The organism is Pelagibius litoralis (genome assembly GCF_011683915.1).
In the GTDB taxonomy this organism is placed as follows: domain Bacteria; phylum Pseudomonadota; class Alphaproteobacteria; order Kiloniellales; family Kiloniellaceae; genus Pelagibius; species Pelagibius litoralis.
In genome coordinates this window covers 13,648-33,433 of the sequence record NZ_JAAQPH010000028.1, presented here as the reverse complement: position 1 = coordinate 33,433, position 19,786 = coordinate 13,648, and the positions used below count along the sequence as shown (strand labels likewise).

General features: G+C 65.0%; 23 protein-coding genes. 8 read left to right on the top strand and 15 right to left on the bottom strand.

Annotation, left to right across the window (positions count from 1 at the left end; translation table 11 throughout):
* Positions 1–28: 28 nt before the first annotated feature.
* Positions 29–568: a MarR family winged helix-turn-helix transcriptional regulator gene (locus HBA54_RS25305; protein WP_167230326.1), complete on the bottom strand. Its 540-nt coding sequence runs from the start codon at positions 566–568 to the stop codon at positions 29–31.
* Positions 569–827: 259 nt separating this feature from the next.
* Here HBA54_RS25305 and HBA54_RS25300 point away from each other — a divergent pair, with 259 nt between their 5' ends.
* Positions 828–1,721, top strand: coding sequence for a branched-chain amino acid aminotransferase (locus HBA54_RS25300; RefSeq protein ID WP_167230323.1), 894 nt, complete (start codon positions 828–830; stop codon positions 1,719–1,721).
* A gap of 84 nt (positions 1,722–1,805) precedes the next feature.
* Positions 1,806–2,306: a GreA/GreB family elongation factor gene (locus HBA54_RS25295; RefSeq protein WP_167230320.1), complete on the top strand. Its 501-nt coding sequence runs from the start codon at positions 1,806–1,808 to the stop codon at positions 2,304–2,306.
* A 198-nt stretch (positions 2,307–2,504) separates the two neighbouring features.
* On the opposite strand, the gene HBA54_RS25290 is transcribed toward HBA54_RS25295, so the two are convergent.
* The gene (locus HBA54_RS25290; protein ID WP_167230318.1) at positions 2,505–2,942 is read right to left on the bottom strand and encodes an Lrp/AsnC family transcriptional regulator; all 438 of its coding nucleotides are present in this window, start codon (positions 2,940–2,942) and stop codon (positions 2,505–2,507) included.
* 126 nt (positions 2,943–3,068) lie between these two features.
* Between HBA54_RS25290 and HBA54_RS25285 the strand changes: the two genes are divergently transcribed.
* A complete protein-coding gene (locus HBA54_RS25285) occupies positions 3,069–4,277 on the top strand; it encodes an MFS transporter (RefSeq protein WP_167230315.1) in 1,209 nt (402 codons plus the stop codon).
* Between the two features lie 8 nt (positions 4,278–4,285).
* On the opposite strand, the gene HBA54_RS25280 is transcribed toward HBA54_RS25285, so the two are convergent.
* The 10 genes from HBA54_RS25280 to HBA54_RS25235 all read right to left on the bottom strand — a co-directional run bounded on the left by HBA54_RS25280 (position 4,286) and on the right by HBA54_RS25235 (position 13,263).
* Positions 4,286–4,756 carry a molybdenum cofactor biosynthesis protein MoaE gene (locus HBA54_RS25280; RefSeq protein WP_167230312.1) on the bottom strand — a complete coding sequence of 157 codons (471 nt, stop codon included), beginning with the start codon at positions 4,754–4,756 and terminating at the stop codon, positions 4,286–4,288.
* A 59-nt stretch (positions 4,757–4,815) separates the two neighbouring features.
* Positions 4,816–5,067, bottom strand: coding sequence for a molybdopterin converting factor subunit 1 (gene moaD / locus HBA54_RS25275; protein ID WP_167230309.1), 252 nt, complete (start codon positions 5,065–5,067; stop codon positions 4,816–4,818).
* A 137-nt stretch (positions 5,068–5,204) separates the two neighbouring features.
* Positions 5,205–6,470, bottom strand: a complete 1,266-nt coding sequence (locus HBA54_RS25270) for a molybdopterin molybdotransferase MoeA (RefSeq protein ID WP_167230306.1) — start codon at positions 6,468–6,470, stop codon at positions 5,205–5,207.
* Between the two features lies 1 nt (position 6,471).
* Complete coding sequence (gene mobB / locus HBA54_RS25265) at positions 6,472–6,987, bottom strand: molybdopterin-guanine dinucleotide biosynthesis protein B (protein WP_167230303.1); 516 nt, start codon at positions 6,985–6,987, stop codon at positions 6,472–6,474.
* 37 nt (positions 6,988–7,024) lie between these two features.
* Positions 7,025–7,597 carry a CDP-diacylglycerol--glycerol-3-phosphate 3-phosphatidyltransferase gene (gene pgsA / locus HBA54_RS25260; protein ID WP_167230299.1) on the bottom strand — a complete coding sequence of 191 codons (573 nt, stop codon included), beginning with the start codon at positions 7,595–7,597 and terminating at the stop codon, positions 7,025–7,027.
* 165 nt (positions 7,598–7,762) lie between these two features.
* Positions 7,763–9,706 carry an excinuclease ABC subunit UvrC gene (gene uvrC / locus HBA54_RS25255; RefSeq protein WP_167230426.1) on the bottom strand — a complete coding sequence of 648 codons (1,944 nt, stop codon included), beginning with the start codon at positions 9,704–9,706 and terminating at the stop codon, positions 7,763–7,765.
* Positions 9,707–10,153: 447 nt separating this feature from the next.
* Complete coding sequence (locus tag HBA54_RS25250) at positions 10,154–10,564, bottom strand: dihydroneopterin aldolase (protein ID WP_167230296.1); 411 nt, start codon at positions 10,562–10,564, stop codon at positions 10,154–10,156.
* On the bottom strand, positions 10,561–11,589 hold the full coding sequence (locus tag HBA54_RS25245; RefSeq protein WP_167230293.1) for a calcium/sodium antiporter: 1,029 nt from the start codon (positions 11,587–11,589) through the stop codon (positions 10,561–10,563). Before HBA54_RS25245 ends, HBA54_RS25250 begins: the two co-directional genes overlap by 4 nt.
* A 206-nt stretch (positions 11,590–11,795) precedes the next feature.
* Positions 11,796–12,206, bottom strand: a complete 411-nt coding sequence (gene msrB / locus HBA54_RS25240) for a peptide-methionine (R)-S-oxide reductase MsrB (protein ID WP_167230290.1) — start codon at positions 12,204–12,206, stop codon at positions 11,796–11,798.
* Between the two features lie 103 nt (positions 12,207–12,309).
* Complete coding sequence (locus HBA54_RS25235) at positions 12,310–13,263, bottom strand: DMT family transporter (protein WP_167230287.1); 954 nt, start codon at positions 13,261–13,263, stop codon at positions 12,310–12,312.
* A 112-nt stretch (positions 13,264–13,375) separates the two neighbouring features.
* Here HBA54_RS25235 and HBA54_RS25230 point away from each other — a divergent pair, with 112 nt between their 5' ends.
* Positions 13,376–14,272, top strand: coding sequence for a LysR family transcriptional regulator (locus HBA54_RS25230; RefSeq protein WP_167230284.1), 897 nt, complete (start codon positions 13,376–13,378; stop codon positions 14,270–14,272).
* On the opposite strand, the gene HBA54_RS25225 is transcribed toward HBA54_RS25230, so the two are convergent.
* From HBA54_RS25225 to uvrB, 3 genes are read right to left on the bottom strand one after another with little or no spacing between them, the layout of a single operon-like run.
* Positions 14,269–14,751: a YaiI/YqxD family protein gene (locus tag HBA54_RS25225; protein WP_167230281.1), complete on the bottom strand. Its 483-nt coding sequence runs from the start codon at positions 14,749–14,751 to the stop codon at positions 14,269–14,271. The two genes, HBA54_RS25230 and HBA54_RS25225, sit on opposite strands and share 4 nt — an antisense overlap.
* Positions 14,748–15,254: a DUF6653 family protein gene (locus HBA54_RS25220; RefSeq protein ID WP_167230278.1), complete on the bottom strand. Its 507-nt coding sequence runs from the start codon at positions 15,252–15,254 to the stop codon at positions 14,748–14,750. Before HBA54_RS25220 ends, HBA54_RS25225 begins: the two co-directional genes overlap by 4 nt.
* A gap of 9 nt (positions 15,255–15,263) precedes the next feature.
* Entirely contained in the window at positions 15,264–17,423 is a 2,160-nt protein-coding gene (gene uvrB, locus HBA54_RS25215) for an excinuclease ABC subunit UvrB (protein ID WP_167230275.1), read from the bottom strand.
* Positions 17,424–17,570: 147 nt separating this feature from the next.
* Between uvrB and HBA54_RS25210 the strand changes: the two genes are divergently transcribed.
* From HBA54_RS25210 to HBA54_RS25195, 4 genes are all read left to right on the top strand, one after another.
* Positions 17,571–17,939, top strand: a complete 369-nt coding sequence (locus HBA54_RS25210) for an ArsR/SmtB family transcription factor (RefSeq protein ID WP_167230272.1) — start codon at positions 17,571–17,573, stop codon at positions 17,937–17,939.
* Positions 17,936–18,421 (top strand): SRPBCC family protein, encoded by a 486-nt coding sequence (locus HBA54_RS25205; protein ID WP_167230269.1) that lies wholly within the window; start codon positions 17,936–17,938, stop codon positions 18,419–18,421. The genes HBA54_RS25210 and HBA54_RS25205 overlap by 4 nt, the downstream gene beginning before the upstream one ends.
* Positions 18,422–18,470: 49 nt before the next feature.
* Positions 18,471–18,908, top strand: a complete 438-nt coding sequence (locus HBA54_RS25200) for an SRPBCC family protein (protein ID WP_167230267.1) — start codon at positions 18,471–18,473, stop codon at positions 18,906–18,908.
* 128 nt (positions 18,909–19,036) lie between these two features.
* On the top strand, positions 19,037–19,759 hold the full coding sequence (locus HBA54_RS25195) for a DUF899 family protein (protein WP_205944910.1): 723 nt from the start codon (positions 19,037–19,039) through the stop codon (positions 19,757–19,759).
* The last annotated feature ends 27 nt before the right edge of the window (positions 19,760–19,786 follow it).

Genomic DNA, 19,786 nt, shown 5'->3' with positions numbered 1-19,786 from the left:
CGAGTATAGGCCGGGCCGGGGCCATCGCCTAGCGGCGCACCGCGGACTTCACCGGGGCCGTTTTGGCTGCCGATTTGACAGAGGGCTCCGGGCGTTCGAAGCGGCCGCGGTCCGGCTCGTCGATGATGTTGGTCAGCACGGTGCGGAAGCCTTCCACCGCCTCGGCGCCGGCCTTGCGGTAGGCCTTGGCGATGCGCACCCGCTGGCGTTCGCTCAGCTTGGTTTCCAGTTCGCGGCCCTTATCGGTCAGTTCCAGAAGCCGTTGGCGCCGGTCGCGCAGGCCGGCGCGCTGGGTGACGAAGCCTTCGCGCACCAACTGGCCCAGCACCCGGGAGAGCGACTGCTTGGTGATGCGCAGGATCGCCAGCAGCTCCGATACCGTAATCGCCGGATGGCGGCCGACGAAGTAGATCACCCGGTGGTGGGCGCGCCCGAAGCCGTAGTCCGCCAGGATCTGGTCCGGTTCGGCGGTGAAGTCGCGGTATCCGAAGAACAGCAGCTCCATCGCCTGGCGCAGCTCCTCCTCGCGCAGGAAGAGAGGGTTGGGTCCGCCTTTTACGTCAGCCATGTTGACATATCTGCCTAATCTTGTTACAACTGAATCGTTGGATTTGATTAAAAGTATCAAATCGAGACTATTTGTTGAATAAAAACTCTGATCGGTTAGCATTACTGACTGATTTTTCGCGATCAATCCGGCCGATCCGGGCTACGCGACCGGGGTTTAGGGGTTACAGGCCGGGTGGTACGATGCCGACAAGATTTTCGATCTTGCTGCCGGCCGCCCGGGAACGGAAACTAACAAGGTTTTAGGGACGAAACGAGCGATGTCCATACTTCCCTTCGACGACCGTGACGGCGTCATCTGGTACAACGGCGAACTGCTGCCTTGGCGGGACGCGAAACTGCACGTTCTGAGCCATGGGCTGCACTATGCAAGCTGCGTGTTCGAGGGCGAGCGCTCCTATGCCGGGCGCATCTTCAAGATGGAAGAGCATCATCAGCGCCTGCTCGATTCCGGCAAGCTGCTGGGCTTCGAGGTACCCTACAGCCGCGCAGAGATCGATGCCGCCGCCGTGGCGGTGCTGGCGGCCAACGGCATCGAGGACGGCTATCTGCGCCCGGTCGCCTGGCGCGGCAGCGAGATGATGGCGGTCTCCGCCCAGCACACCAAAATCCACGTCGCCGTTGCCGCCTGGCAGTGGCCGGCCTACTTCACGCCGGAGGCACGGCTGAAGGGCATCCGCATGGCCTGGGCCGACTGGCGCCGCCCGGCACCGGAAACCGCGCCTTGCAAGTCCAAGGCCGCCGGCCTCTATATGATCTGCACCATGTCCAAGCACGCCGCCGAGGCCAAAGGCTATGCCGACGCGCTGATGCTGGACTACCGCGGGCAGATCGCCGAGGCGACCGGCGCCAACGTCTTTCTGGTGCAGGACGGCAAGATCCATACGCCGATCCCCGACTGCTTCCTGGACGGCATCACCCGGCGTACGGTGATCGACCTGGCCAAGCGGCGCGGCTATGAGGTGATCGAGCGGGTCTTGATGCCGGAAGAACTGGACCGGACGCAGGAGGTCTTCATCACCGGCACCGCGGTGGAGGTAACCCCGGTCTCGGAGATCGAGGGCAAGCACTTCACCCCGGGCGAGATCACCCGTAACCTGATGACCGACTACGACGCCCTGGTGCGCGAACACGCGGCGGCCAAGGTCGCCTAGCCGCCCCGACAGGGTCTGATGAAAGACCGGGCGGCACCCACCGAGGCGCCGCCCGGTTTTCTTTTTGTGAAAAGGAGAAAGCAGATGTCCCGGGCCTTCGTGAAGGAAGATGACAGCGGTGCGCCGGAGGCGCAGGTCGACCTGCCGGTTTCGACGCACCCCAATCTCGTGACGCCCCGGGGCCTGCAGATGCTGAATGACAAGGTGGCCGAATACGACGCGGAACGCGCGGGCCTGAAGGCCCATGACGATGAGCTTGCCGCCCAGTCCCACCTGCCGCGGGTCGAACAGGAACTGCGCTACTGGGAGGAGCGCCTGCGCAGCGCGATCCCGGTCGACCTCTCGAAACAGCCGCGCGATGTCGTCGCCTTCGGCGCCGTGGTGACGGTGGCAGACGAAGCGGGCGAGAAGCACGACTACGCCATCGTCGGCGAGGACGAGGCCGACCCGCAAGCAGGCAAGGTCAGCTACGTCTCGCCGCTGGCCCGCGCCCTCGACGGCGCCGCCGTCGGCGATGTCATCCTCTGGAAACGCCCGGCGGGGGATCAGGAACTGGAGGTCGTGGCGATTGGGTATGAGAGATAGTGTCTGAGTATGTGATCTGTGTCCTTCGAGACGCCCCATCGGGGCTCCTCAGCATGAGGGTTTAGGCTGGGCCTCACCCTGAGGAGCGGTCCGCAGGACCGCGTCTCGAAGGGCGGAGGCCGGTCCTGGCAGCGAGGCAGTCCGTCTTGCGCAACCTCTGTCGCGTCCTCGCCTTGGAACGACTCTCTGGCGCACGCCTTACACCCCCGGTCCCCGTTCCAGATAAGTGTTGAGGACGATGTAGGACTGGGTGCGGATCATGCCGGGCACCTGGTAGAGGCGGTGGAGGATATCTTCCAGCGCCTTGGTACTCTCGCAGCGCACCTTCAGGATCACGCAGGTGTCGCCGGCAACGGCGTGGATTTCCTCGATGCGGGAGTCCTCCTGGATCGACAGCAACTCCGGCGACTTGCCCCAGCCCTCGGTATCCATATGGATGAAGGCGCAGAGCGGACGGCCGACCGCCGTCCCGTCGAGCCGCGCCACGGTGCCGGCGATGGCGCCGGACTTCTTCAGCTTCTTCACCCGTTCATGCACGGCGGGGGCGGAGAGGTGCAGTTGCTCCCCCATCTCCTTGTAGGAAAGGGTGGCGTCCCCGGCCAGCAGGCCTAACAGTTTTCGGTCCATATCGTCCATGGCATCACCGTATCAAGTTCGGCACTGAATGCTATTCGTATTTTCGGATACATGCTCGATTCCCCTTTATGCCGAATGGTGTTCGGCGGATCATCGCCCCGCAATGACGGCAAAGAGGCGGGATCGATGACGGAAACGACGGCAGGACCGGCGGCGGCAAGGTTTTCAGGCGCGCAGAGTCGCCATCTGGCCTGTCTGATGTTGGGCATCGCCGTGGTCGGGGCGCAGGCCCTGATGGTGGCGCCGATGCTGACCGACATGGCGCGCGACCTGGGCGTGGGGCCGGCGGTCATCGGCCGCGCCCACGGCGTCTACGGCGCCGGGGTGGCGCTGGCCGCCCTGGCCGCCGCGCCGCGCCTCGATCTCTGGCCGCGCCGGGCGACCCTTATCGCCGCCATGGCGGCGCTGGCGCTGGCCTTGCTGACGGCATCCTTCGCCGGCAACTGGTGGGTGCTGGCCGCAGCCATGGGGGCCTGCGGCCTGGCCGCCGGCATCATCCTGCCCTCGGTCTACGCCCTGGCCGGCGATCTCTCGCCCCCGGCGCTTCGCGCCCGTGCCGTCGGGCGGGTCATCACCGGCTGGTCGCTGGCCCTGGTCCTGGGGGTACCGCTGGCCGCCTTCCTCTCCGAGCTTTTCGGCTGGCGGGGTGTCTTCGCGATCATGGCCGGGCTGGCGGCGCTCTCGGCCTTCACTTTTCTAATCTTGCCGGGACGCAGCGAAGCGCTGTCCGCCGCTTCCGTGTCGTACCGCCAAGCCATAACGCAACCCGGCGTGGTCCGGCTGCTGCTGGTGACCCTCGCCTACATGATCGCCTTCTACGGCACCTATACCTTCCTCAGCGACCATCTGCGCGGGCTGCACGATGCGGGCGCCGGCCTGGGCGGGCTCATCGCCCTCAGCTACGGCCTGGGCTTCGGCGCGGCGGTCGCTTTCGACGGTCTGCTCGACCGCCTCGGCCCCTGGCGTCTCGCGGCGCCGGTCTTCGTTCTGATCGCGGGGATCTATCTGGTCCAGCCCTGGGCCGCGGCTGCCGGCCCCCTGGCCATCGTGCTGCTGGCCGCGCCCTGGGGCGTGCTCAATCACTTCGGCCTCAACATCATCGTCTCGCTGCTGTCGGGCGGGCCGGAGGCGACGTGCGGCGCCGTCATGGGCCTCTACAGCGGCGTCACCTACATCGCCCACTTCATCGCCGGCGCCGTCATGGGCCTGGTCTACGCCGACTTCGGCTTCACGGTGCTGGCGCTGGTCGCAGGCGGGTGGCTGGTATTGGCGGCGGGGATGATGATGGGGCGGTCGCCGTCTTCCCAACCGTCACCCCGGACTTATCCAGGATGACAGTGAAGCTACTCCGCCGCGTCGGGGTCTTGCTTCACCCATCTTGCCGCCGCCGCGTCGTCGCTGCTGCGTGCGTCGACCCACTGCGCACCGGCATCGGTTTCTTCCAGCTTCCAGAACGGCGCCTTGGTCTTCAGCCAGTCCATGAGGAACTGGCAGGCTTCGAAGGCGGCGTCGCGGTGGGCCGAGGCGGCGGCGACCAGGACGATCTGGTCGCCGGGTTCCAGCCGTCCGTAGCGGTGGATGATGAGGCTGGCTTCCAGCGGCCAGCGTTCCCTGGCTTCGGCCTCGATCTCCGCCAGCATCTTTTCGGTCATCGCCGGGTAGTGTTCCAGGGTCATGGCCTGGATGTCGCTGCCGCCTGCGATATCGCGCACGAGGCCGACGAAGACGGCGAGGCCGCCGATGGCGGTGTTGCCGCCGGTCAGCGCCGCCAGCTCTTTGCCGATATCGAAGTCCTGCTCCTGGACCCTGATCATGAGTCATGCTCCCTTGCGGGAAAGCCGGTGCCGAAAGTCGAGCGTAGCGAGAACAAAACTTACCCTCCCGTCACCGGCGGGAAGAGGGCGACCTCGTCGTTGGGGCCGATGGGGTCGCTGTTCTTGGCGAAGGCCTGGTTCACCGCCACGCGGATCGCATCGCGGTCGGAAAGGGCGTCTGCGAACTCCGGCCCACGGCCTTCCAGCCAGGTCAACAGCTCGCCCACGGTGGCGACGTTCTCTGGAGGGCTCACGTCCTCTTCCGAGAGGCCGGTCTTGGTCTTCAACCAGGCGAAATACAGCAGCTTCACGTCGGTCTTCTTTCTCTTGCCGCGCACCCTTCGAGACGGGCCTTCGGCCCTCCTCAGGGTGAGGTTCTTTCCCTATGCTCCGACCTCATGCTGAAGAGCGAAGCGTCTCGAAGCATGGGACACCTAATATATATAGGTCACTGCGTCACTTCGCTGAAGGGCAGGAAATCCACCATCGCGCCGGCCTCCAGGCGGGTCAAGTCCTCGGGCAGTTCGACCAGGCCGTCGGCGGCCACCAGGGACGACAGGATGCCCGCGCCTTCGCGGGCAAACTTCTCCGCCGTCAGGCCCGACGCGCCGTCCACCAGCCGGGCGCGGACCCATTCGCGGCGGTCCAGCTTTTTCTTGTGGTCGAAGCCGGCCCTAACCCGAAAGGTATGGGGCGGGGTGTCGTTTCCGCCCATCATGCGCAGGATGACCGGCCGCACGATGTTGAGGAAGGTGACCACGACCGCGACCGGGTTGCCCGGCAGGCCGACGAAGGGCACACGCCCGACCTGTCCCAAAGCAATGGGGCGGCCGGGCTTCACTGCCAGGCGCCAGAGGTGCAGCTTGCCCAGCGCCTCGACGGCTGTCTTCACGTGATCTTCCTCGCCGACGGAGACGCCGCCGGAGGTAACGATGAGATCGTGTTTGCCCTCGGCGGCGCCCAGCGCCGAGCGCACCGCGTCCAGGCGGTCCGGCAGGATGCCGAGGTCGTCGACACGGCAGCCGAGACCGCTCAACAGGGCGTGGATGGTGTAGCGGTTGGAATCGTAGATCGCGCCGTCGTCCAGCGCCGCACCGGGCTCGCGCAGTTCGTCGCCGGTCGAGAAGAGGGCGACGCGCAGGCGCTGGGAGACCGTCACTTCCCGGCGGCCGACCGCTGCCGCCTGGCCGACGTCCTGGGCGCGCAGTCTCTGGCCTCGATGCAGCACGATGCTGTCTTTTTCGACATCCTCGCCGGCCTTGCGCGCGTTCGATCCTTTTTTGATGCCCGGGCGGATGACGACCCAGGGGGCTTCCGGGTCGCCGTCGACCGCGCAGTCCTCCTGCATCATCACCGTGTCGGGGCCGTCTGGTAGCCGCGCGCCGGTGAAGATGCGGATCGCGCTGCCGCGCGGCGGCGCCGGCAGGTCCTGCTGCCCGGCGGTGATGCGTCCGGCGATGGGCAGCCGTGTTTCGGCGTCGGGGTTCAGATCGGCGTGGTAGACCGCATAGCCGTCGACGGCGGAGTTGGGCGCCGGGGGGATGTCGACCGGGGAGGCGATGTCCTCGGCCAGGATACGCCCCAGGGCTTCGGTCAGCGGCACCGTCTCGCTGTCGGTCACCGCGGTGATGCTCCCGGCCAGCAGGCTGCGGGCCTCCTCGACCCGCATCAGGGGGCCGCCCTGGGCAAAACAGTCGTCGGTCAGCTGCGCCATACTATTGCGCCGCTGCTTTCTCTTGCAGGCCGCAGTGGACGACGATGAAGTCGGCGACCGCCTCGATGTCGTTGAGGTCGAGGCGCGGCACCGGCAGGCCCGGCAGGTCTTGGTCGCAGGCCACCGCGACGACCTGGGGGTCTTCGGGCTGGATCAGCGGCTTGCCGTGGGCCGGGCGGTGGATCTCGATCTTCTCGTGACCCTCCTTTTTCCAGCCTTCGATGATCAGCAGGTCGACCGGGGTCATGTGCTGCATCAGGCTGAGGCTGTCCGGCTCCGCTTCCCCGCGCAGTTCGTGCATCAGCGCCCAGCGTTTGCCGGAGCCGATCATCACCTCGGTCGCCCCGGCGGCGCGGTGCTGGTAGGAATCCTTGCCCGGCTCGTCGACGTCGAAGGCGTGGTGGGCGTGCTTCATGGTCGAAACCCGCAGACCCCGGCGCACCAGGGCCGGGATCAGTTGGGTCACCAGGGTGGTCTTGCCGCTGCCGCTCCAGCCCGCCAAGCCGATTATCTTCATTGTCCGATCACTTTCATGTCGGCACCTGTGTTCCTGCTCATTGGCCGCCGCTGCCTTCGCCGACCATGTGCTTGAGCCCCCGCGAGAGGTAGTCGTAGCCGGTGACGGCGGTCAGCGCACCGGCGACCCAGAGCCCGGCCTCGCCGATCCACTGTATCGGGATGACCGCCGGGCCGGCCTCGCCGACGATGAGAAAACCAAGAGCGATCATCTGGATCGCCGTCTTCCACTTGGCCAGGGTGGTCACCGGCACCGAGACTTTGATCTCGGCCAGGTATTCGCGCAGGCCGGAGACCAGGATCTCGCGCGCCAGGATGATAATGGCCGGTACGATGAGCAGACCGGAAATCTGCTGCGTCGCCACCAGCATGACGATGAGCGAGGCGACCAGCAGCTTGTCGGCGATGGGGTCGAGGAAACGGCCCAGCGGCGACACCTGGTTCATGTTGCGCGCCAGATAGCCGTCGAAGTAGTCGGTGACGCAGGCCAGGACGTAGCCGCCCAGGGCCAGCCATCGGAACAGCGGGGTATCCAGGTAGAGCAGCACCAGCAGCAGGGGAATTGCCGCGATCCGCGAGAGGGTCAAAAGGTTTGGCAGGCTGGTCAACATGACCCCTGGGATTCCTTATCTAAGCCTTGGCCTAAGCCTTGGCCTAAGCCTTGGCCAAAGTCATGGTGGGCGCTGCTGGAGCGCACCTGAATTTCTGCGTCGACCCGTCAACCTAGCACAGCCGCATTGTCTGACTCACTGCCCAAGATCAATCGGCGCAAATGATCAGGCTTCCCGGTGGAAATGATCATAGATCTTGCGGGCCACGGTCTTGTTGATGCCTTCCACCATTTCCAGGTCGGTCAGACCGGCCCGGGCCACCGCTTTTGCGGCGCCGAAGTGGAGCAGCAGCGCCTTCTTGCGTTTGGCGCCGATCCCCGGCACATCGTCGAGGACGGAGCGCAGCCGCGCCTTGGAGCGCCCGGCGCGATGGCTGCCGATGGCAAAGCGATGAGCCTCGTCGCGCAACCTTTGGATGAAATACAGCAGAGGGTCGCGCGGCTGGAGCATGAAAGACGGCTTGCCGGGCATGAAAATGCGCTCGCGCCCCGCGTCGCGGTCCGGCCCCTTGGCGATGGCGGCGATCGGCAGGTCGCCGAGGCCGAGGTCGGCCAGCACCTCGGTGCCGGCGCTCAGCTGCCCCTGGCCGCCGTCCAGCAGTACCAGATCGGGCCAGGTCTCGCCGCTGCGTTCCGGGTCTTCCTTCAGCGCCCGTTTGAAGCGCCGGGTCAGGACCTCGCGCATCATCGCGTAGTCGTCGCCGGCGACGGTGTCAGGGTCCTTGATGCGGAACTTGCGATAGGCGTTCTTGGTAAAGCCCTCGGGCCCGGCGACGATCATGCCACCGTAAGGTTCGCTGCCCTGGATGTGGCTGTTGTCGTAGACCTCGATCCGCTCGGGCGTGCTCTCCAGGCCGAAGACCTCGGCGAGCCCCTCCAGCAGGCGCCGCTGGCTGCTGCTCTCCGCCACGCGCCGGGCCAGGGCCTCGCGGGCATTGTGCAGGGCGTTGTCGATCAGCTTGCGCTTGGCCCCGCGCTGCGGCTGCAGGATCTGTATCTTCCGCTCCGCTTTCACCGACAGAGCTTCGGCGAGCAGGCTCAGCTCGTCCGGTCTATGGCTGACCAGGATCGTCTGGGGCACCGGTTTGTTCTCGTAGAACTGGGCGATGAAAGCGCCGAGCACTTCGCCGCTGGCCAGGCTCTTATCGTGGCTGGGAAAGTAGGCCCGGTTGCCGTAGTTCCGCCCGGCGCGGAAGAAAAACACCTGGACACAGATCTGCCCGCCCTCTTCATGGGCGACGATCACATCGGCATTGTCGATGCCTTCGATGTTGATGTCCTGATGGGATTGAATATGGGCCAGTGCGCGGATGCGGTCGCGGTAGACCGCGGCGCTCTCGTAATCCATTTTTTCGGCGGCGGCCTCCATGGCGTTGCCGAGCTGCTGCTGCACTTCCTGGGAGCGGCCGGACAGAAAGCGCCGCGCCTGTTGCACCAGATCCTGGTAGTCGGCGGCGGAGATGCGCTCCACGCAGGGGCCCGAGCAGCGTTTGATCTGATACATCAGGCAGGGCCGGGTGCGGCTGGCATAAACCGCATCGGAACAGGAGCGCAGCAGAAAGGCGCGCTCCAGTGCGGTGATGGTGCGGTTGACCGCGCCGGCCGAAGCGAAGGGCCCGAAGTAATCGCCTTCGCGATTCTGCGCGCCGCGATGCTTGGTGAGTTGCGGCACCGCATGATCGTCGCTCAACAGGATATAGGGGAACGACTTGTCGTCGCGCAGCAGCACGTTGAAGCGCGGCATCAGCCGCTTGATGAGATTGCTCTCCAACAACAGCGCTTCGACTTCGGTGTGGGTTTCCACTACCTCCATGGCAACCGTCTCGGCGACCATGCGCTGCAACCGGTGGGGCAGCTTGGCGAGTTGCGTGTAGGCGGTGACGCGGCGTTTCAGGTTGCGCGCCTTGCCGACATAAAGCGCATCCCCCCGGCGGTTCAGCATGCGATAGACGCCGGCGCTTCCGCTCAGCGTTCTCACCGTGTCGGCGATGACACCCAAACCTCTTGCAAGGTTCTGGGTGATTTCGGCTGCCGTCTCCGCTGTGTCATCCGATTCGGCTGTGACCGGTTCGGTCAGATAGGGCTCGGACGGGTCCTCCTCCATCCCCATGGCCGAGCGCTTGCCTCCGGCGGAGGGGTCCTTGGTGCGGCGCTTAGGGGCTCTGGCCATTTGGAATCAGTCGGTTATGGAGAGGTATCCAGGCGAAAGGAAAACAACTGCGGGCCCGCCGGTCAATCCTTCCGGCGTCCCGGGGATTCTATCCACCAATGCTGTGGATAAAACTGTGTCTATCTATGATGCCTGAGAGATTAGTCTTAGGGATTTCTACACTTTTGTTAAGCTGCACATTTTTTGAGCAAATAAGGTTATACTATTGTTTTTCAACAAGAAAAATCAAGTCAAGAACAAAGTAAACGGCAAGGTCTTAATTATGTCATGCCCTGTTAGGGGCTTGTGGGGGTGGCTGCAGGGCCTGTGTAAAACTGGTGCCCCCGAGGTCGGCGGATTGGCTTCTAATGCAAGGGCTTAGCGGAACGTCGCCGTTCTATATCCGCCCTATAAGCCGTCACGCCGCCGCTCTATCTCGATACCGATGCCGCCGATGTCGGCGTAGCGGTCGAGCTTCTCGATCCTGATTCTGCTCTCTCGCACCTGCGGGAAGCTGAAACAAAGCGCCGCCAGTTCTTCTGCCAGGGTCTCCAGCAACCGGCAGCCGGCGGTAAGGCTATGGCTTCTGACCGCCTCGGCCAGAACACCGTAGTCCAACACTTCGTTGATGTTGTCGTCTTGTGGCGGGCTTGGGTCGACCAGAAGTTCGAGGTTGAGTCGCAGGCGCTGTCGCCTGGCGCGTTCCTCGTCGCTGACCCCGATACTGCAGGAAAGGGTGAGATCGCGAATCACGATCCGCTGCGCCAGCACCTGCGAAGCGGCGGGTTCGTTGCCCGGCGTCGGCTTGTCGCTGTTCATTGTCCGATGATGCCTGCTACGCCGGCGTTGTGACCGGCCGGTGCGGATGTGTCGGCGACCGCCGGTTTGTCCGAATCGAACTGCACCCAGATGAAAGCCGCGTAGAGCATGATGAAGACCGCGCCTTCAATGCGCCCGATGCGCTTGCCGGTAAGCATCACCGGCACGGCGATCAGCGTTGCCGCGGCCAGGATCCAGATGTCGAAGCTCAGGATTTCCGGCGCTACCACCACCGGGGTGATCACGAAAAGCACACCGAGGATCAGCAGGATGTTGAAGATGTTCGAACCCAGGACATTGCCGAGGGCGACTTCGGTGTGGCCGCGCAGCGCGGCGACGATGGCGGTGGCCAGTTCCGGCAGCGAGGTGCCGAAAGCCACCAGGGTCAGGCCGATAACCGTCTCTGACACACCGGCCGCTCTGGCGATTATGAGGGCGCCGCGCACCAGCAGTTCGGAGCCCGCCGCCAGGCCGACGATGCCGCCGACCACCAGCGCCAGGGCGACCCAGGCCGAGCGCGGGGCGGCCCCGGCTTCCTCGATCGCTTCCATTCCCGTGGCGGCGTCGTTGCCGCCCTTGATCTCGGCGCGGTAGCTGATCAGCAGGTAGCCGGCCAGCAGGGCGATCATGATGATGCCCTGGACAAAGCCCATGCGCTCCATGAAAGCCAGGGCGAAGAAGACCGCCGTCGCGGCGACCATGGCCACGGTATCGCGCAGGATACGCTTCGGTTCCTTCTCGATCGGGCAGAGCAGGGCGGCCAGTCCGAGGATCAGCAGGATATTGGCGACATTGGAGCCGACCACATTGCCGACGCCGATGTCGGTGGCGCCCTGGAGGCCGGCGGTCACGGTGACCACCAGTTCCGGCATGGAGGTGGCGAAAGCCACCACGGTCAAGCCGATCAGCAGAGGCGAGAGGCCGAACCGCAGCGACAGCCCGACGGCGCCGCGCAGCAGCACCTCGCCGCCGATGAACAGCAACACCAATCCACCGCCGGCCTGCAAAAACGCTATTGCTGTCATATCCGGATGTGGAACTCGGGATGGTTGATCAAAAAACGCGGCGCACCGCCAGCCGGGAAAGGCCAGGGAATCCGCCGCGGCAGCCGGCACAATGGCTGAGCTACCGATAAATGTCGATTGTTCTCGGCTATTTCAATCAGTTCTTCCGCAGGCTGGGCCCTATCAGCCACGGCGGCGGCCCCAGAGCGGATTTGATACAGCGCAGGTCAGGATTCGCCTTCTTCGGCCGGTTCCAGCTTCAAAGCCGCCGAGTTCATGCAGAAGCGCTGCCCGCTGGGGGCCGGACCGTCGTCGAAAACATGCCCCAGGTGGGCATCGCAGCGGGCGCAGAGCACCTCCACCCGGCGCATCCAGAGGCTGCGGTCCTCCCGGGTTTCCACGGCCTCGGCATCCAGAGGGGCGGTAAACGAGGGCCAGCCGGTGCCTGAATCGAACTTCGCCTCGGCGCTGAACAGCGGCTGATCGCAGCAGACGCAGCGATAGGTGCCCGGGATCTTGCAGTCATGATAGCGGCCGCTGAAGGCCCGTTCCGTGCCGGCCGCGCGGGTCACATAGTATTGCTCGCGGGTCAGCATTTCCCGCCATTCCCGGTCGCTTCTTTCCACTTTGTCGGCCATCTGGGGCAATCCTCGAATTCTTCTTTGAGGATGTGAGGTGTCCCTGCCTTGGTGGCAAGAGCGGGTCTCAAGACCGTGAGAGTCCAGCCCCGTTTGCCGGCCCTCAGGGAGGAAGGTCGCGGCCGCCCGCCTTCGGCCGTCGCGTGCGTTCGCCCGAAGGACGCATGGTGATGAAGATGCCAAGCGCGACCGCGGCGAGACCGGTCAGCAGGCCCGCCGTGACCTGCTCGTTCAGGAACAGGGCTGCCAGCAGCATCGATGTCATTGGATTGACCGCGACTGTCACTGCGACTTTGGTGGGCGTGGTGTGTTCCAGACCATACCCCCAGAGAAAGAACGTCAAGGCCGCTCCGAAGAGCCCGAGGTAGGCAACGAGAGCCCAGTCGCCCGGATCGAGTGCGCCTGGGCTCGCGGTCACGACACCCAACAAACCGGAAAGGGGAAGCGCCAGACCCAAAAATAGGCTGCCCGCCAGCATGGCATAGGCGACGAAGGCGATGGCCCGGTAGCGCGCCAGGTAGGGTCGGGAGAAGACATTAAAGATGGCCCCGACGGCGGCGGTAGCCACCATAACGAGATCGCCGCGCCAGGCACCTTCAGGTCCCGCAGCGAGATCGCCCACCAGCGCGGATCCTACACCGGCCATAGCCAGCAGCACGCCGGCCAGCTTGCGCAGAGTCATGGGTTCGATCCCCAGCGTGGCGGCCAAGGCCAGTGTCAGCAGCGGGAGGGTCGACAAGGCAAGTGATCCACGTGGGGCTGACGTATAGGCCAGCGAGAGATTGAACAGCAGAGGAAAGAGCGCGAAGAACAATACGCCCAGCAGCACAATCGGCAGCAAATCCCGGCGCTGGGGTCTCGCCAAGCCAACCCAGCCCAGGAAGCACATTAGTGCAAGGGCGCCAATCATATAGCGCGCAAAGGCCAGGCTCAGCGGATCGAGCGCACCGCCTCCCAGGGGGCCGACCGCCGCCCGCGTAGCGACCACCGCGGTTCCTCCCAGCGCGCTCGACAACACGGCGGCGGCAACGCCTTTGGTATCCGGGGTAATCTTCATTACTGCCCTGCCCCCTCGTTCCGGCCCTTCAGAGGAGGTAGCATAGGTAGTGGTCGATTATCACGAAATGGAATATTGTTTATTTTGAAGTTCAAGTTACTTGGAGTTCGCGGTGCCGCCCGAAATCGACCTTTCTCTGCTGCGTGCCTTTGTTGCCGCCGCTGATGGCGGCGGTTTCAGCCAGGCAGCCCGGCGTCTGAACCGCACGCAATCAGCCCTTTCAATGCAGATCAAGCGGCTTGAAAGTCAGCTTGGCCAAGTGCTGTTTGAGCGATCCGAGCGGCCGCCCCGCCTGACGCTGCAGGGAGAACGGCTGCTTGGCTATGCCCACGACCTGCTGTCTCTCAACGATGCCGCAATGCAGGCTTTCGCTGAACCGGAACCGGGCGGCCACGTCCGCCTGGCAGTCATGGAGGATTATGCATGCTGTTTCTTGCCGGCTCTCCTCGGGCGCTTCTTGTCTGCCTATCCGAATGTCCATGTAGAGGTAAGCACGGGGCTCACCGCGCACCTCTTGAATGATCTCGGCAAGCTCCATGACATCGTCGTTGCCATGCATCCGGCCGATGTTTGGCGTGAAGGCAGAGGTGCCGCCGCAACCACCCTGCTAAGGCGGGAACAGCCGCGCTGGGCGGCTGCCCAGCGCTATGCTGCCGCATCGGATCGCCCTTTGCCCTTAGCGCTCTATCCGCAGGGCTGTCTGTTTCGACAATGGGCGCAGGCGGCCCTCGATGGCGCTGGCCGCCGCTGGCAGATGGTTCTGATGAGCCCGAGTCTGGAAACGGTGGCTGGCGCCGTGGCTGAGGGTTGGGCAGTATCGGTCTTTAAGGAATCCACTTTTCCGGTGCGACTGGCCAGCTTGAGCTCGGCCGAGGGATTTCCCGATCTGCCCTCGGCGGATATTGTCCTTCACCGGAGCCCAAAGGCCCGTGGCGGGCCAGCCGCGCTTCTGGCCGACCTCATCGCGGAAACCTGGTCCGCGCCCAATCTCGCACAAGCGGCGCCTTAGCGCTTGAGACGCTGCAGCCGGACGATGGTTTCGTGCAGGGCGGAGAGAAAAGCCGAGCGGTCGCGCTGCGAGAAGGGCCGCGGGCCGCCGGTCACCTGGCCGGCCTCGCGCAGTTCGGCCATCAGGTTGCGGCTGGCCAGCGCCATGCCGATGGACTTGTCGGAAAAGCTCTTGCCGTTGTGGGCCAGGACGGCGGCGCCCGCCTTCACGCAGCGGCTGGCCAGGGGCACGTCGGCGGTGATCACCACGTCGCCGGGTCCGGCGCGCTCGGCGATCCAGTCGTCGGCGGCATCGAAGCCGGCGCCCACCACCACCCGCTTGATGAGGGGGTGGACCGGCAGGGCGATGATGTCGTTGGCCACCACCTGCACCGTCCAGCCGTGCCGTTCGGCCACCTTATAGATCTCCTGCTTTACCGGGCAGGCATCGGCGTCGACGTAAATGCTGTGGGGAGCGGCCGGTTTGGTTTCTTCGTTCATGTGACCCAGTCCTTCAGCTTGGGGTCCTGTGCTGCCATGTCCTCGTAGAGCCAGACCATGCGGTCGCAGAACCACAGCTTGGCGGCCATGGAAAGCAGGAGGCCGAAGAGCGTCGGCCAGAGGACCGTGGTCAGGGCGCCCCAGGCGGCGATGACGAAGCCGAGCCCGGCGAAGCCGCCGAGGAGATTGGGCAGAACGCGGTGGCGGCGCGGCACCACGAGGCGCTTGCGGTCGAGCCAGAGACGTTCGCCGAAGGTGACGCGCGCCGTCCAGTTGTCGGTACTCCGCGGCTTGGCGAAGAGGCGCGGGTTATACCAGATCCAGGCGAGGGCCAGGGTGATGGGGATCAGCGCGCCCCAGCCGAACCAGGCCCGGGACCAGAGCGCCAGCAGCAACAGGGGCAGGGCGGTGAAGCGGGTATAGACGCTCCAGGGATTGGCATGGCGCGCCCAGGTCTCTTCAGTCATGGCAAAGAGCCGCGCGATCCGGGCCTCGAAAGTCATGGGGAGACCCTATCGCCGCCGGCCGCGGTACTTCTTGCCCTTACGGGATTGGCTGGCGGCGCCGGCGCGGGAGATGCGCTCGGCGAAGCCGTCCCCGCTGCCGTCTCCGGCGGCCGAGCCCGGCCGGTCGAGGCCCAGTTCCTGGTCGCGCAGACGCTTCACCTCGTCGCGCAGGCGCGCCGCCTCCTCGAACTCCAGATCGGCGGCGGCATCCTGCATGCGCTTTTCCAGATCGGCGATATAGGCCTGCAGGTTGTGGCCGATCAGGTGCTTGGTCTTCTCGTCGCCGGTCTTCACCGTGACGTGGTCGCTCTCGTAGACGCTCTCCAGAATGTCGGCGATCTGCTTCTTGATGGATTCCGGCGTGATGCCGTTGGCCTCGTTGAAAGCCTGCTGCCGTTCGCGGCGGCGGTCGGTTTCGCCCAGGGCCGCGTTCAGGCTGTCGGTCATCTTGTCGGCATAGAGTACCACCCGGCCGTCGACGTTGCGCGCGGCGCGGCCGATGGTCTGGATCAGCGAGGTGGTGGAGCGCAGGAAACCTTCCTTGTCGGCGTCGAGAATGCAGACCAGGGCGCATTCGGGAATGTCCAGGCCCTCGCGCAGCAGGTTGATGCCGACCAGCACGTCGAAAACACCCAGGCGCAGGTCGCGGATGATCTCGATGCGCTCCAGGGTATCCACGTCGGAGTGGATGTAGCGCACCTTCAGCCCGGCCTCGTGCAGATACTCGGTCAGGTCTTCGGCCATGCGTTTGGTCAGGGTGGTGACCAGGGTGCGATAGCCCTTGGAGGCCATGTCCTTGCATTCGCCGATCAGGTCGTCGACCTGGCTTTCGGTGGGCCGGATGATGCAGACCGGGTCGATCAGACCGGTCGGGCGGATCACCTGTTCGACGAAAACGCCGCCGGTCTGTTTCAACTCCCAGGGGCCGGGGGTGGCCGAGACGTAGACCGTCTGCGGGCGCATCTGCTCCCACTCCTCGAACTTCAGCGGCCGGTTGTCGATGCACGACGGCAGGCGGAAGCCAAATTCCGCCAGGGTCGACTTGCGCGAATAGTCGCCGCGGTACATGCCGTTCAGCTGGCCCACGGTCACGTGGCTCTCGTCGACGAAGAGCAGCGCATCCTCCGGCAGGTATTCAAACAGCGTCGGCGGCGGTTCGCCCGCGTTGCGTCCGCTCAGATAGCGCGAATAGTTCTCGATCCCGGCGCAGGAGCCGGTGGCCTCGATCATCTCCAGATCGAAGGTGGTGCGCTGCTCCAGGCGCTGGGCTTCCAACAGCTTGCCCTGCTCGTTGAAGAGCGCGAGCTGGACCTTCAGGTCTTCTTTGATCTGCTTGGCGGCCTGCTGCAGGGTCGGGCGCGGCGTCACGTAGTGGCTGTTGGCGTAGACCTTCATGGTCTCCAGCGTGTTGGTCTTGTCGCCGGTCAGCGGATCGAACTCGTGGATTGTCTCGACCTCGTCGCCGAAGAGGGTGAGGCGCCAGGCGCGATCCTCGTAGTGGGCCGGGAAGACATCGATGGTATCGCCGCGCACCCGAAAGGTGCCGCGGTGAAAGTTGCCGTCGTTGCGCTTGTACTGCAGCTCGACCAGTTTTTTCAGCAGCTCGGCGCGGCGGATCTCCTGGCCGGCCTTCACCTCGATGGTCATGGAGGCATAGGTCTCCGGCGAGCCGATGCCGTAGATGCAGGAGACCGAGGCGACGATCACCACATCGCGGCGCTCGAACAGCGCGCGGGTGGCGGCGTGGCGCATGCGGTCGATCTGCTCGTTGATCGAGCTTTCCTTCTCGATATAGGTGTCGCTGCGCGGGACGTAGGCTTCCGGCTGGTAGTAGTCGTAGTAGGAGACGAAGTACTCCACCGAGTTTTCCGGAAAGAACGACTTCATCTCCGAATAGAGCTGGGCGGCCAGGGTCTTGTTGGGCGCCAGCACCAGGGAGGGGCGCTGCAGCTCGGCGATGATCTGCGCGGCGGTAAAGGTCTTGCCGGAGCCGGTGACGCCGAGGAGCACCTGGTCGCGCTCGCCCTCCAGCAGCCCGCCGGTCAGTTCCTTGATCGCCTGGGGCTGGTCGCCGGCCGGCACGAAATCCGAATTGATCTTGAAGGGTGTACCGCTCGGTACGGCGGCCGGCTGGCTGGGGACGGGGGTAAGGGCGGGTTCTGACATGTCTCTTTATAGGCGTTCAGGCCCGGCGGAGGCCAGGGGTGAAGAAAGGCTGCTGCTGACACCTGTCTGTCAGGAGAGTCGGGAGCCTGGCAGGAGAACTTGCAGGGAGCCTTGACGGGCCGAGGTCATGTCTCTATATTCAACCATATGGTTGAATATTCCGAGCAAGCCCTGGACCGCACTTTCTCCGCCCTGGCCGACCCGACCCGGCGGGCCATTCTTGGCCGCCTGATGTCCGGCGAGGCGCGGGTGACGGAGATTGCCGAGCCTTTCGAGATGTCCCTGAACGCCGTCTCCAAGCACGTCGCGGTCCTGGAGCGGGCGGGGCTGGTGCGGCGCGACGTCCAAGGCCGCGTCCACCAGCTTTCTTTCGAGGGCGCGCCAATCCTGGAAGCGGCGCGCTGGATGGAAGAGACCCGACGCTTCTGGGAGGCCCGGCTGGATGCCCTGGAGGCCTTCCTGGAAAAAGCGAAAGCCAAGAACACGCCCCCCGATGAGAAGGAAACGAAATCATGAGTGAAGCGCTGAGCAGCGAGACAGTGGCGCCGGCCGCCGCCTTCGGCACGGCCCCCACGGTGCGGATCACCCGCGTCTATGCAGCCTCTCCCCAGGCGGTCTTCGATGCCTGGACCAAACCGGAACAGTTGAGCCAGTGGCTCTGCCCCTACGATCTGAAGGTCGCCGAAGTCGAGATGGACCTCAGGGTCGGCGGCGCTTACAGCGTTGTCATGCAGGGCGAGGAGCGGCACGAGCATCACGGTGTTTTCGAAGCCATCAAAGCCCCGGAACGTCTCGTCATGTCCTGGGCCGGTGGCGGCCTGAAAGGCGTCGAGAGCCGCCTGACCATCGCCATCGAAGCGGCGGAGACGCCCGACGGCCGGCAGGGGGCCCGCATGACCCTGATCCACGAGCGCTTCCCCGATGCCGAGACCTCCACCAACTACCAGGGCGGCTGGAACAGTGCCTTCGACAAGCTTGAGGCGGCGCTGGACACCTGACCACTGCGGCTGACGCGCAGAGTTGACGATGAAACAGGAGAAGAAACAAATGAGTGAAGCAGCCTTGAGCAGGCCCGTGGTGCGCCTGTCCCGCAAGCTGGCGGCCAGCCCGGAACTGGTCTTCGATGCCTGGACCGACCCGGCGATGGTGAGCCAGTGGTTGATCCCCGGCGAGATGGTGATGGCCGCCATAGAGATCGACCTGAGGGTCGGCGGGCGTTTCGACTTCGTCATGAAGGGCGACGAACCGCACCCCCATGCCGGCGTCTATAAGGTGATCGACCGCCCGAAGAAACTGGCGTTCACCTGGTCGTCCTCGGCGACCAATCACCAGGACACCCTGGTCACCGTCGAGATCAAGCCGCTCGGCGAGGGTTCTGAGATGACTCTGACCCACGAGGGTTTTGCCGACGACGCCATGGCCGCCCTGCACAACGGCGGTTGGAACGCCTGCCTCGAGAAATTCGTTCCCTTCGTGGAGGATTGAAGCGGTTTCGCTTCGCCTGGTTTCGGTCCCAGCCCGCCCCCCCTCCCGGCCACCCAATGCGATTATCCTGGTGGGTGGCCGGGAGGGGGGCGGGCCGGTGCCGCGACTTTGAACAAAGGAGTCTCATCATGTCCGACATGCAAGCCGCCCTGGCCCGTATGGCCGCCCGTTCGCCGATCCTGCTGCCCGGCGCCTCTGCGGCGCAGCGCAAGCAGCGTGCGGATTTGCTGGCGGCCGAGGTGGCCCTGAAGGAACAGCGCGAAAAGGTGGCGGAACTGCGCCGCGGCCTGCCCCTGGATACCCCGGTGGAAACCGACTACGTCTTCAAGGAGGGGCCTGCCGACCTCAGCTTCAACGCCGCGGAGCAGATGTTCGAAACCAGGCTCAGCGCGCTTTTTGCGCCGGGCAAGGACAGCCTGATCCTGATCCACTTCATGTTCGGCGTGGCGGCGGAAAACCCCTGTCCGATGTGCACCATGTGGGCCGACGGCTACGACGCGGTGGCCGAGCATGTCAGCCAGCACGCCAATCTGGTGCTGGTTGCCAAGGCGGAGATCGGCAAGCTGCGGGCCTTTGCCTCAGCGCGCGGCTGGAACCGGCTGCGCCTGTTGTCGGCGCAGGACAACAGCTTCAATGCCGATTTCGGCATGGAGGACGATTTCGGCCAGTGGCCCGGGGTGTCAGTCTTTCGCAAGGGCGCCGACGGCAGGGTCTATCATTTCTATACCTGCTCGGCGCCGATCGGGCCGGACTACGCGCGCGGCATCGACCTGTTTTCGCCGGTCTGGCATCTGCTGGACCTGCTGCCCGAGGGGCGCGGCGACTGGTTTCCGAGCCTGCGCTACGGGTAAAGGGTGCAGGCGCCGCAGTACCCTGGC